This is a genomic window from Serratia sp. CY37869 (assembly GCF_052168895.1).
Taxonomy (GTDB): Bacteria; Pseudomonadota; Gammaproteobacteria; order Enterobacterales; family Enterobacteriaceae; genus Serratia; species Serratia ureilytica.
Window position 1 is genome coordinate 18,825 of record NZ_JBJNLU010000009.1, and the last position, 12,189, is coordinate 31,013.

A 12,189-nucleotide genomic window follows, 5' to 3' on the forward strand; every position below is an offset into this window, starting at 1 on the left:
GTCAGCCTCCGGCGATCGCTTGAAACAGCAAAATGTCGTCACCGTCCTGCACCTGATGGTCGGCCCAGTCGGCGCGTGGGATGATGGTTTGGTTGATCGCCAGCGCGGTGCCCGGCTGGTGGCGTTCCAGCTGGGTCAGCAGGGCGGCGACGCTGAGCGGCTGTGCCAGCTCCAGCGGTTGGTCGTTCAGACGGATCTTCATGCGGCGCCTCCGCAGACCGGGCAGGCGCGGGCCCGGCTCAGCTGCAGCGTGCTCCAGCTCTGCTGCTTGCCGTCGAACAGCCGCAGCTTGCCGCTGAGGGAGGAAGGAAGGCCGGCCAGCATCTTGATGGCCTCCAGCGCTTGCAGAGTGCCGATCACGCCCACCACCGGGCCGAGCACCCCGGCGGTGCGGCAGTTGCGCTGCGGTTCTTCCTGCTCCGGGTACAGGCAGGCGTAGCAGCCGTGCGCATAGGGCGGCTCGAGCACCAGCAGCTGGCCGCTGAAACCCACTGCGCTGCCGCTGATCAGCGGCTTGGCGGCGGCGATGCAGGCGGCGTTGACCTCATGGCGGGTCGCCATGTTGTCGCAGCAGTCCAGCACCAGATCGGCGCGGGCGACCGCGTCGCGCAGCGCTTGCCCTTGCAGCCGCTGCGCCAGCGGGATGGACTCCACCAACGGGTTCAACGCCTGCAGATGGCGTTGCGCCAGCGCCGCTTTGCCGGTGGCGGTATCGGCGCTGCGGTACAGGATTTGCCGCTGCAGGTTGGTGACGTGCAGCGTGTCGTCGTCGGCCAGCAGCAGCGTGCCGACCCCGGCGGCGGCCAGATACAGCGAAGCCGGGGACCCCAGCCCCCCCAGGCCGACGATCAGCACCGTGGCGCGCTTGAGTTTTTCCTGACCTTCCGGGCCGACATCCTCCAGCAGCAGCTGGCGGCTGTAGCGCAGGAACTCCCGATCGTTAAGCATCGTTCGGCTCCTTACCTTCGATCAGCCGCAGCAGTTCGGCCGTCGCCGCGCGCCAGTCCGGCGCCTGGGTGATGGCGCTGACCACCGCCACGCTGCCGACGCCGCACGCCAGCACCGCCGGTACGCGATCGATACTGATCCCGCCGATCGCCACCGTCGGGTAATCCGCCAAACCGGCGATGTGGCGTTTTAACTCCGCCAGCCCCTGCGGCGCCGAAGGCATGTCTTTGGTCTGGGTGGGGAAGATGTGCCCCAGCGCGATGTAGGAGGGTTTCACCGCCAGCGCGCGCGCCAGCTCGGCATCGTCATGGGTGGAAACGCCGAGCCGCAGCCCGGCGCGGTGAATGGCCGCCAGATCGGTGGTATCGAGATCTTCCTGGCCCAGATGCACGCCGTAGGCGCCGTGCCTGATCGCCAGCCGCCAGTAATCGTTGATGAACAGCCGCGCCTGATAACGCCGGCCCAGCGCGATGGCGGCGGCGATATCCTCTTCGACCTGCTCGTCCGGCAGATCCTTGATGCGCAGCTGGATCGTGGTAACGCCGGCCTCCAGCAGGCGAGCGATCCACGCCACGCTGTCGACGACCGGGTAAAGCCCCAGTTTGTGGGGCGTCGCCGGGAAGGGCGTCGTGATATCAGTCATTGCTCGTCTCCTCCTGCAGGTTGCCGGCGCTGTGATACAGCTCGCTGCCGCGGGCGCGGAACTCGGCGGACATTTTCTCCATGCCGGTCAGCTGCACCTCGATCGGTTTGGCGGCCTCTTGGGCGGCGGCGTAGTCGCGCACCTCTTGTGAAATCTTCATCGAGCAGAATTTCGGTCCGCACATCGAGCAGAAGTGGGCGACCTTGCCGGACTCCTGCGGCAGGGTTTCGTCGTGATAGGCACGCGCGGTGGCCGGATCGAGCGCCAGATTGAACTGATCTTCCCAGCGGAATTCGAAACGCGCCTTGGACATGGCGTTATCGCGAATTTGCGCGCCCGGATGGCCTTTGGCCAGATCGGCGGCGTGGGCGGCGATCTTGTAGGTGATCAGGCCCTGTTTGACGTCCTCTTTATTCGGCAGGCCGAGGTGCTCTTTCGGCGTGACGTAACACAGCATGGCGCAGCCGAACCAGCCAATCATCGCCGCGCCGATGCCGGAGGTGAAATGGTCATAGCCCGGGGCGATATCGGTGGTCAGCGGGCCAAGGGTGTAGAACGGCGCTTCGTGGCAATGTTCCAGCTCTTCGGTCATGTTGCGGCGGATCATCTGCATCGGCACGTGGCCCGGGCCTTCAATCATCACCTGTACGTCGTATTCCCAGGCGATTTTGGTCAGCTCGCCCAGCGTATGCAGCTCGGCGAACTGGGCCTCGTCGTTGGCGTCCTGAATCGAACCGGGGCGCAGGCCGTCGCCGAGCGACAGCGAAACGTCGTAGGCGGCGCAGATCTCGCAGATTTCACGGAAGTGCTGATAGAGGAAGTTTTCCTGATGGTGCGACAGACACCATTTGGCCATGATCGAGCCGCCGCGCGACACGATGCCGGTCAGGCGTTTGGCGGTCATCGGCACGTAGCGCAGCAGCACGCCGGCGTGGATGGTGAAGTAATCGACCCCTTGTTCAGCCTGTTCCAGCAGCGTATCGCGGAACATCTCCCAGGTGAGGTTTTCCGCCACGCCGTTGACCTTCTCCAGCGCCTGGTAGATAGGCACGGTGCCGATGGGCACCGGGCTGTTGCGCAGGATCCACTCGCGGGTTTCGTGAATGTAGCGGCCGGTGGAGAGATCCATCACGGTGTCTGCGCCCCAGCGGGTGGCCCACACCAGCTTCTCCACCTCTTCTTCGATCGACGACGTGACCGCCGAGTTGCCGATATTGGCGTTCACCTTCACCAGGAAATTGCGGCCGATGATCATCGGCTCCGCCTCCGGGTGATTGATGTTGGCGGGAATGATGGCGCGGCCGGCGGCCACTTCCTGGCGCACGAACTCCGGCGTGATGTTGTCCGGCAGGTTGGCGCCCCAGCCCTGGCCCGGATGCTGGTGGCGCAGCACCTCGCCGCGAATGCGTTCGCGCCCCATGTTTTCACGGATGGCGATGAACTCCATCTCCGGGGTGACGATGCCGGCGCGGGCATAGTGCAGTTGGGTCACGCACTTGCCCGGCAACGCCTTGCGCGGCAGCGGCAGATGTTCGAAGCGCAGGTGATCCAGCCCCTCGTCCGCCAGACGCTGTTGGGTGAAGCCGGAACTGGCGCCGCTCAGGGTCGCGGTATCGCCGCGCGCGTCGATCCAGCCGGCGCGCAGCTTGGCCAGGCCGGCGTGCACATCGAGCTCGGCCTGCGGATCGCCGTATGGGCCCGCGGTGTCATATACCGGGATCGCCTCGTTCTGTTCATACTGCGGGCTATCTTTGCTGCCGCCGACCAGGGTCGGGCTGAGCTGAATTTCGCGCATCGGCACCTGGATATCGCGGCGCGAGCCCTGCAGGTAGATGCGGCGTGAGTTTGGGAAAGCCATGCCTTGCAGCGTGTCGATAAACTGCTGGGCGGCTTCGCGTTGCGCTTTACGGGCGCGCGGTGGATTAACGTTAGACATAGCAAGTTCCTACCAGTGTGTTGGGTTGGGAAAGTTGCTTGTCTGGAGCTCGGAGGGAGTAATGATGGTGGCCGATAAGGCTGGACGCCCGCAAAGGGAAGGCCGTGCCTGTGGCGATAGATTACTCTTGTTCCCTTCGCGGGTATTAGCCCGATCAGGTTCCGCGGATCCCGAATTAACGGTCTCAGCCTGGCTGATTCGATGAACAAATCAGGCGCTAGGCACTCCGACAAGATGCCCCCCAGTATAGGAGGGATAAGAAAAAAAACTATAAAATTTTAACGCGCCGGATCCAGCGCCTGGTCCGGCAGCGGTTGCTGCGCGGCCTCCGCTTCCAACAGTATCAGCTTATCTTCCAGCGCAAAGCGCGCCGCCAGCGTTTCGCCGATATCCGACAAGGCCTGATGGAATTCCAGACAGACCTCCTGATCGATATCCACTTCGGTATAGCGATCGTGGAACGCCATGATCTGTTCGGTATTGGCCCATAGCTTGGGGTAGATGTTCACCGCCAGCGACATTTTCGGACTGGCTGCGCCTTCCACTTGTTTGATAATTCTGTCATAGATATGAAAATGCCCTGCTGAGAGGTAATCCACCAGGTTATGGCAAAAGTTCTCCAGCGCTTTTTCATTCAGCGGCGTATGCTTTTCTTTATTCGGTTTGAGGCCTACCAGCGTGCAGTAGGCGACCAGCAACTGCTTGCGGGCCTGAAGCCATTGATCAACTAATTCATTACTACCGCCAACGCGCTGAGTCAGCCTTTCCAAACGGTTGAGCATGTTTGACTCCGTGTAAGTAACAAAAGTAACCGGTAAGTTATTAAAATGTAACAAAGCCGATTTGTAGAGTGCCAGTGAAGCTGAGGTTGTGCAACAACGATATGGAACTTGCATTAACGGGCAATGAAAACGGCTGGTGGATCGTCAGCCATGAAAGCAAACTTTGGTTACCGAACGGTGAATTGCCGTCGGGGACGGCCGCCGTCCTCGGGCTGCAGGGCCACATGGCGCGCATCATCGGTGAGTGGGAGGGCGCGCCGGTCTGGCTGGTGCGCCAGGCGATGCCGCGGGAGATGGGATCGGTGCGTCAGCTGTTGGATCAGGATCGTGGTCTGTTCCAGCTTGCCGGGCGCGGCGTGCAGCTGGCGGATTTCTACCGCTCCCATCGCTTTTGCGGCTACTGCGGCCATGAGATGCATCTCAGCCGCACCGAAAGCGCCTGCCTCTGCGGCCACTGCAAAGAACGGTACTACCCGCAGATTGCGCCCTGCGTGATCGTCGCCATTCGGCGCGACGATCAGATCCTGCTGGCGCAGCACGTGCGCCATCGCGGCGGTATCCACACGGTGCTGGCCGGTTTCGTCGAAGTGGGCGAAACGCTGGAGCAGGCGGTGGCGCGCGAAGTGATGGAAGAGAGCAATATCGAAATCAAGAACCTGCGCTACGTCACTTCACAACCCTGGCCGTTCCCACACTCGCTGATGATGGCCTTTATGGCCGATTACCATCAGGGCGACCTTCGTCACGATCCCAAGGAGCTGCTTAACGCCGGCTGGTATCGCTACGACCAACTGCCGCTGTTGCCGCCGCCCGGCACCGTGGCGCGCCGGTTGATTGAGGACACCGTGGCGCTGTGCCGGGAAGAATAATGTACAATGGCCGGCAGATTATTAAGGGAGCTCCATAAATGACTGAGTTGAAGAACGATCGCTACCTGCGCGCGCTGTTGCGCCAGCCGGTGGATGTGACCCCCGTATGGATGATGCGCCAGGCCGGTCGTTATTTGCCGGAGTACAAGGCGACCCGCGCCCAGGCCGGTGATTTCATGTCGCTGTGCAAGAACGCGGAGCTGGCCTGTGAGGTTACGCTGCAGCCGCTGCGCCGCTATGCGCTGGACGCCGCCATTCTGTTCTCCGACATTCTCACCATTCCCGACGCCATGGGGCTTGGCCTGTACTTTGAAGCCGGCGAAGGCCCGCGTTTCAGCTCACCTATCACCTGCCGTGCCGACGTCGACAAACTGCCGGCGTTTGATCCGGAAGTGGAGCTGGGCTATGTGATGAACGCGGTGCGCACCATCCGCCGCGAGCTGAAGGGCGAAGTGCCGCTGATCGGCTTCTCCGGCAGCCCGTGGACGCTGGCTACCTATATGGTTGAAGGCGGGAGCAGCAAGGCCTTCACCAAGCTGAAAAAAATGATGTATGCCGAACCGGCCACGCTGCACCTGTTGCTGGACAAGCTGGCGGACAGCGTGATCCTGTACCTCAACGCCCAAATCAAGGCCGGCGCGCAGTCGGTGATGGTGTTCGACACCTGGGGCGGGGTGCTGACCGGGCGCGATTACCGCGAGTTCTCGTTGCACTACATGCACAAGATCGTCGATGGCCTGCTGCGTGAAAATGACGGCCGCCGCGTGCCGGTGACGCTGTTTACCAAAGGCGGCGGGCAGTGGCTGGAGGCGATGGCCGCTACCGGCTGCGATGCGCTGGGGCTGGACTGGACCACCGATATCGCCGACGCGCGTCGGCGCGTGGGCGACAAAGTGGCGCTGCAGGGTAATATGGATCCGTCGATGCTCTATGCTTCTCCGGCGCGCATCGCGGAAGAGGTGGAGACCATTCTGGCCGGTTTTGGCCACGGCAACGGTCATGTGTTCAACCTGGGCCACGGCATCCATCAGGATGTGCCGCCTGAGCACGCCGGCGCCTTCGTCGAGGCGGTGCACGCGCAGTCGGCGAAATACCACCGTTAAGGATTCGATGTGACCGATATGCAGGCCCTGCGCGCCGAACAGCTGCGGCGCGCTGCTGAAGTCATTCGCTACGACGATCTGCCGGCCGAACCGCCGGCCTTCATCGCCGGCGCCGACGTGGGCTTCGAGCAGGAGGGGGCGGTGACGCGTGCCGCTATCGCCATACTGCGCTATCCGTCGCTGGAGCTGGTGGAATATCAGGTGGCGCGCATCGCCACCGTCATGCCTTATATCCCGGGCTTCCTGTCGTTTCGCGAATACCCGGCGCTGTTGGCCGCCTGGGCACAGCTGCGGCAAAAGCCGGGGCTGATCTTCGTCGATGGGCATGGCATTTCACATCCGCGGCGCCTCGGCGTCGCCAGCCATTTCGGCCTGCTGGTCGATGTACCGACCATCGGCGTGGCCAAGAAGCGCCTGTGCGGCAAATTCGCGCCGCTGGAGGCCGCCGTCGGCGCGCTGGCACCGTTGGAAGATAAGGGGGAACAGCTGGGCTGGGTATGGCGCAGCAAGGCGCGCTGCAACCCGCTGTTCATCTCTACCGGTCACCGCGTGGGCGCCGACAGCGCGCTGGCGTGGGTGCAGCGCTGTATGGCGGGCTACCGTTTGCCGGAGCCGACCCGCTGGGCCGACGCCATCGCTTCGCGCCGTCCGGCGTTTCAGCGTTGGTTGCAGCAGCATCCGGAGGTGTCGCCATGAGCGATTTCGGGTACACTGCGCCGCAGATAACGCGTAAGAGAGTAAAGCATGCTACGTAACCCGATTCATTTACGTCTGGAACGGCACGAGGCTTGGCAACATTTGACCTTTATGGCCAGTTTGTGCGAGCGTATGTACCCGAATTACCAGATGTTCTGCAAACAGACCGAGTTCGGCGATCCGGCGATTTATCGCCGCATTCTGGATTTGGTGTGGGAAACGCTGGTGGTGAAGGACGCCAAGGTCAACTTCGACAGCCAGCTCGAGAAGTTGGAAGAGGCGATTCCGTCGGCGGAAGATTACGATCTTTACGGCGTTTACCCGGCAATTGATGCCTGTATCGCATTAGGGGAACTGATCCATTCGCGGCTCGGCGGGGAGACGCTGGAGCACGCCATCGCCATCAGCGAAACATCGATTCGCACCGTGGCGATGTTGGAAATGACTCAAGCCGGTAGGGAAATGACCGACGAAGAGTTGGGAAGTTTGCCTGCGGTAGAGGAAGAATGGGACATTCAATGGGAAATTTTCCGCCTGTTGGACGCCTGTGAAGAGCGCGATATAGACCTGATCAAGGGGCTGCGATCCGACCTGCGAGAGGCCGGTGTCAGCAACATCGGGATAAATTTAGCGCAATAAGGCAACAAAACGTGATTTAACGCCTGATTTGTCATGCCTTAAGGCTTCACATCCGCACCCTGTCTGGTCTACATTTGGGGGGCGTAAAAAAAGTGGCTATCGGTGCGTGTATGCAGGAGAGTGCTGTCAATCGGCATATCCGTCGCACTCGATGCTTTGCAAACGATAAACACACTGTAAGGATAACTTATGAACAAGACTCAACTGATTGATGTAATCGCGGACAAGGCTGACCTTTCCAAAGCACAAGCTAAACTGGCTCTGGAATCCACCCTGGCTGCTATTACTGAGTCTCTGAAAGAAGGTGATGCAGTACAATTGGTTGGCTTCGGTACTTTCAAAGTAAACCATCGTAGCGAGCGCACTGGCCGCAACCCACAGACTGGCAAAGAAATCAAAATCGCAGCAGCCAACGTGCCTGCGTTCGTTTCTGGCAAAGCACTGAAAGACGCTGTTAAATAAGACCGCGCCTCGGTGAAAAGATTAAACAGAGGGGCGATGGCGCCCCTTTTGTTTACTCGTCGGGTGCTCATGGCCGCCGGCATCGCCCTCGGTCTGAGCGCCTGCAGTTTCCATTCCGATATTCCCAGCTTTACCGCCAGCGGCTTTGTGGCCGATCAAGGCGTGATACGCCTGTGGCGTAAAGACGATGAGCAACATCGCCCGCAGGTGCTGGTCAGCGTCTATAGTCCCTACCGCGGACCGGGTACCATCACCACGCTGTACACCTATCAGGGCGACGTGCTGCGCCAAATCAAACGCAACGACGCCGACGGCGATCGAGATTCCATTCAACTGCGCTTTGCCGACGACGGCACGGTGAGCTTTATGCAGCGCCAGCTGGCGACACGCCGCGAACCGTTGACCCGCGATGAAATCGCCCTGTATCAATATCAGGCGCGACGTATCCTCGAAGTCAGCAATGCGCTGCGCGCCGGCAAGGTCAAATTGCTGCAGGGGCGTTGGTTGCAGGGCGAAGTGCAAACCTGCGACGGGCAGCGCTTAAAACCCGGGTTGGATGCCTCCGCCATCGCCTGGATCGAAAAACGCGCCCGCAGCAGCAGCCGGCCGGTGAGCGTCGCCTGGTTGGAAGCGCCGGAAGGCAGCGAGCTGCTGCTGGTAGCAAACGACGACTTCTGCAGCTGGGAACCGAAAGAAGACCAGCTATAAAAAAGGCCCCGCGCTGCGGAGCCTCTTGTCATGACCTTATCAGGTCGAATCACTTGCCGCGCGCAATCGCGCGATAACCGATATCTTTGCGGCAGAAGCTGCCCGGCCACTGGATGCCTTCCGCCAGCTGATAGGCGCGTTGTTGCGCCTGCGCCACGGTGTCGCCCAGCGCCGTCACGCACAGAACGCGACCGCCGCTGGTGACGACGTCATCGCCCTGCAGGCGCGTGCCGGCATGGAAGACCTTACCGTCGGCGCTTTCCTGTTGCGGCAGCCCCTGGATCACCTCGCCGTTGCGATAGTCACCCGGATAACCGCCGGCCGCCAGCACCACGCCGAGCGCGGGGCGCTCGTCCCAGTCGGAGGTTTTCTCGTTCAGGCGACCTTCGGCTCCCGCCAGGCACAGTTCCACCAGATCGGAACGCAGGCGCAGCATGATCGGCTGGGTTTCCGGATCGCCGAAACGACAGTTGAATTCGATCACCTTCGGCTGGCCGTCGGCGGCGATCATCAGGCCGGCGTAAAGGAAGCCGACGTAGGTGTTGCCTTCCGCCGCCATGCCGCGCACCGTCGGCCAGATCACCTGGTCCATGGCGCGCCGGTGGATTTCGTCGGTCACTACCGGTGCGGGAGAATAGGCGCCCATGCCGCCGGTGTTCGGGCCGGTGTCGCCGTCGCCGACGCGCTTGTGGTCCTGGCTGGTGGCCATCGGCACCACGTTCTCGCCGTCGACCATCACAATGAAGCTGGCCTCTTCACCGTCAAGGAACTCTTCCACCACGATGCGATGACCGGCGTCGCCGAAGGCGTTGCCGGCCAACATGTCGCGCACCGCCTCTTCCGCTTCCTGCAGCGTCATCGCGACGATCACGCCTTTACCGGCCGCCAGGCCATCGGCCTTGATGACGATCGGCGCGCCTTTGCTGCGCACGTAGGCCAGCGCCGGCTCCACGTCGGTGAAGTTTTCATATTCGGCGGTCGGGATGCGGTGGCGCGCCAGGAAATCCTTAGTGAAAGCTTTGGAGCCTTCGAGCTGCGCGGCGGCCTGCGTCGGACCGAAGATTTTCAGACCGGCGGCCTGGAAGGCGTCGACCACGCCAATCACCAGCGGGGCTTCCGGCCCGACGATGGTCAGACCGATGTCATGGCTCTGGGCGAAAGCGACCAGGGCGGGGATATCGGTGGCGGCGATCGCCACGTTCTCCAGATTGGCTTCCAGCGTGGTGCCGGCATTGCCCGGCGCAACGTAGACTTTATCCGCCAGCGGAGACTGGGCGGCTTTCCAGGCCAGCGCGTGTTCGCGCCCGCCGTTGCCGATAATCAAAATGTTCATCAGGGGCTCCACGAATGGCGTGCGCCGGAGCGCACGCGGCAAAAGGAATTAATGGCGGAAATGACGCATGTCGGTGAAGATCATCGCGATGCCGTGTTCGTTGGCGGCGGCGATCACTTCGTCGTCGCGGATCGAGCCGCCAGGCTGGATCACGCAGGTGATGCCGACTGCAGCTGCGGCATCGATGCCGTCACGGAACGGGAAGAAGGCGTCGGAGGCCATGGCGGATCCTTTCACTTCCAGCCCTTCGTCGCTCGCTTTGATGCCGGCGATCTTGGCGGAATAAACGCGGCTCATCTGGCCGGCGCCTATGCCGATGGTCATGTTGTCACGTGCATAAACGATGGCGTTGGATTTCACGAACTTGGCCACTTTCCAGCAGAACAGCGCGTCACGCAGTTCCTGTTCGGTCGGTTGGCGCTCGGATACCACGCGCAGATCGGCGGCGGTCACCATGCCGAGATCGCGATCCTGTACCAGCAGCCCGCCGTTGACGCGCTTGAAGTCCAGCCCCGCCACGCGTTGCTGCCACTGGCCGCAGGCCAGCACGCGCACGTTCTGTTTGGCGGCCAGCAGGGAGCGCGCTTCCTGAGTGACGTTTGGCGCGATGATCACTTCCACGAACTGGCGGCTGATGATCGCCTGCGCGGTGGCGGCGTCCAGCTCGCGGTTAAAGGCGATGATGCCGCCGAAGGCGGAAGTCGGGTCGGTTTGGTAAGCGCGCTCATAGGCGGCGAGGATGTCGTCGCCGATCGCCACGCCGCAAGGGTTGGCGTGCTTGACGATCACGCAGGCCGGTTCGGCAAACTCTTTCACGCATTCCAGCGCGGCGTCGGTATCGGCGATGTTGTTATAGGACAGCGCTTTGCCCTGCAGCTGCTCGGCGGTCGCGACGGACGCTTCCTTTACCTCTTCTTCTATATAGAAGGCGGCCTGCTGGTGGCTGTTCTCACCGTAACGCATATCCTGCTTCTTGATGTAGTTGAGGTTCAGGGTACGAGGGAAGCGGCCGGACGGCTGTTCGGTCTCGCCGTGGTACGCCGGCACCAGCGCGCCGAAGTAGTTGGCGATCATGCTGTCGTAGGCGGCGGTGTGTTCGAAAGCCTTGATGGCGAGATCGAAGCGGGTGGCATAGCGTAGCGAGCCGTCGTTGTTGTCCATCTCGGTAATGATGGCGGCGTAGTCGCTGCTCTTCACCACGATGGCGACGTCTTTATGGTTCTTGGCGGCGGAGCGCACCATGGTCGGGCCGCCGATATCGATATTTTCGACCGCGTCTTCCAGCGAGCAATCTGGGCGCGCCACGGTTTGGGCGAACGGGTACAGATTGACGACCACCATGTCGATAGGCTGGATGTCATGCTGATTCATGACCGTGTCGTCCTGGCCGCGGCGGCCGAGGATACCGCCGTGAACTTTCGGGTGCAGGGTCTTAACTCGTCCGTCCATCATCTCCGGGAAGCCGGTGTAGTCGGAAACTTCGGTAACGGGCAGACCGGTGTCTGCCAGCAGGCGGGCGGTGCCGCCGGTGGAGAGCAGTTCAACGCCGCGCTGGGAAAGCGCTTCGGCGAATTCAACGATACCGGCTTTGTCAGACACGCTGAGCAGAGCCCGGCGGATTGGACGAGGTTGTTGCATGGTTTTATCCCTTGGCTTTGAGTCGCAATTAAAGAGCGTTACGTGAATGTCCACCTCGTTCTCTCTATAAAGCGCGGTTTTCTGCCTTATAAAGGGAGGGACAGGCACAAATTCAGGTAACGCCCCCGTAAAAAGGGGGAGCGTTTCGTCGCGGGGAATTGTAGCGAAAACGTTTGCGTGGCGCTCGTAAATTTTCCGTACAAATCGCATCTGTGGATAACACTGTGTGCAAGTGGGTATAAAGCGGGGTTTTGCTGTGGAATGCAGCTAACGATCGTTTTTGCTGAAAATACCTGTTGCGGCCTGCGAGGAACTCCCTATAATGCGCCTCCATCGACACGGAACATGTGAACAACTTCACAGAGTCTCCGGGGGTCGCAGAGAAAAAATCCTGAAAATTAGGGTTGACTCTGAAAGAGGAAAGCGTAATAT

General features: G+C 61.4%; 13 protein-coding genes and 1 riboswitch. Of the genes, 6 read left to right on the plus strand and 7 right to left on the minus strand.

The window, feature by feature from the left end; translation table 11 throughout:
- Position 1: 1 nt before the first annotated feature.
- From thiS to ACJ8J1_RS24495, 5 genes are all read right to left on the minus strand, one after another.
- Complete coding sequence (thiS, locus tag ACJ8J1_RS24475; protein WP_016929423.1) at positions 2 to 202, minus strand: sulfur carrier protein ThiS; 201 nt, start codon at positions 200 to 202, stop codon at positions 2 to 4.
- Positions 199 to 948, minus strand: a complete 750-nt coding sequence (locus ACJ8J1_RS24480; protein WP_033644364.1) for a HesA/MoeB/ThiF family protein — start codon at positions 946 to 948, stop codon at positions 199 to 201. The genes thiS and ACJ8J1_RS24480 overlap by 4 nt, the downstream gene beginning before the upstream one ends.
- On the minus strand, positions 941 to 1,591 hold the full coding sequence (thiE, locus tag ACJ8J1_RS24485) for a thiamine phosphate synthase (RefSeq protein WP_033644365.1): 651 nt from the start codon (positions 1,589 to 1,591) through the stop codon (positions 941 to 943). Before thiE ends, ACJ8J1_RS24480 begins: the two co-directional genes overlap by 8 nt.
- Complete coding sequence (gene thiC / locus ACJ8J1_RS24490; RefSeq protein WP_033644366.1) at positions 1,584 to 3,527, minus strand: phosphomethylpyrimidine synthase ThiC; 1,944 nt, start codon at positions 3,525 to 3,527, stop codon at positions 1,584 to 1,586. The genes thiE and thiC overlap by 8 nt, the downstream gene beginning before the upstream one ends.
- A 114-nt stretch (positions 3,528 to 3,641) precedes the next feature.
- Positions 3,642 to 3,766: riboswitch (TPP riboswitch) on the minus strand.
- 39 nt (positions 3,767 to 3,805) lie between these two features.
- A complete protein-coding gene (locus tag ACJ8J1_RS24495) occupies positions 3,806 to 4,309 on the minus strand; it encodes an Rsd/AlgQ family anti-sigma factor (protein WP_019456431.1) in 504 nt (167 codons plus the stop codon).
- A gap of 101 nt (positions 4,310 to 4,410) precedes the next feature.
- Here ACJ8J1_RS24495 and nudC point away from each other — a divergent pair, with 101 nt between their 5' ends.
- The 6 genes from nudC to ACJ8J1_RS24525 all read left to right on the plus strand — a co-directional run bounded on the left by nudC (position 4,411) and on the right by ACJ8J1_RS24525 (position 8,786).
- Positions 4,411 to 5,178: an NAD(+) diphosphatase gene (gene nudC, locus ACJ8J1_RS24500; protein WP_033644901.1), complete on the plus strand. Its 768-nt coding sequence runs from the start codon at positions 4,411 to 4,413 to the stop codon at positions 5,176 to 5,178.
- A 38-nt stretch (positions 5,179 to 5,216) separates the two neighbouring features.
- Positions 5,217 to 6,281, plus strand: coding sequence for a uroporphyrinogen decarboxylase (hemE, locus tag ACJ8J1_RS24505; protein ID WP_033644367.1), 1,065 nt, complete (start codon positions 5,217 to 5,219; stop codon positions 6,279 to 6,281).
- Between the two features lie 9 nt (positions 6,282 to 6,290).
- Positions 6,291 to 6,977, plus strand: coding sequence for a deoxyribonuclease V (nfi, locus tag ACJ8J1_RS24510; protein WP_033644368.1), 687 nt, complete (start codon positions 6,291 to 6,293; stop codon positions 6,975 to 6,977).
- A 48-nt stretch (positions 6,978 to 7,025) separates the two neighbouring features.
- Positions 7,026 to 7,616, plus strand: coding sequence for a YjaG family protein (locus tag ACJ8J1_RS24515; protein ID WP_033644369.1), 591 nt, complete (start codon positions 7,026 to 7,028; stop codon positions 7,614 to 7,616).
- A 189-nt stretch (positions 7,617 to 7,805) separates the two neighbouring features.
- Positions 7,806 to 8,078, plus strand: coding sequence for a nucleoid-associated protein HU-alpha (gene hupA, locus ACJ8J1_RS24520; RefSeq protein WP_004929874.1), 273 nt, complete (start codon positions 7,806 to 7,808; stop codon positions 8,076 to 8,078).
- Positions 8,079 to 8,114: 36 nt separating this feature from the next.
- The gene (locus tag ACJ8J1_RS24525; RefSeq protein WP_080273415.1) at positions 8,115 to 8,786 is read left to right on the plus strand and encodes a DUF1481 domain-containing protein; all 672 of its coding nucleotides are present in this window, start codon (positions 8,115 to 8,117) and stop codon (positions 8,784 to 8,786) included.
- A gap of 49 nt (positions 8,787 to 8,835) precedes the next feature.
- Here ACJ8J1_RS24525 and purD read toward each other — a convergent pair whose 3' ends face one another.
- Together purD and purH are read right to left on the minus strand one after the other, a co-directional pair.
- On the minus strand, positions 8,836 to 10,119 hold the full coding sequence (gene purD, locus ACJ8J1_RS24530) for a phosphoribosylamine--glycine ligase (RefSeq protein ID WP_033644373.1): 1,284 nt from the start codon (positions 10,117 to 10,119) through the stop codon (positions 8,836 to 8,838).
- A gap of 48 nt (positions 10,120 to 10,167) precedes the next feature.
- Complete coding sequence (gene purH / locus ACJ8J1_RS24535) at positions 10,168 to 11,757, minus strand: bifunctional phosphoribosylaminoimidazolecarboxamide formyltransferase/IMP cyclohydrolase (protein WP_103682164.1); 1,590 nt, start codon at positions 11,755 to 11,757, stop codon at positions 10,168 to 10,170.
- Positions 11,758 to 12,189 lie beyond the last annotated feature (432 nt).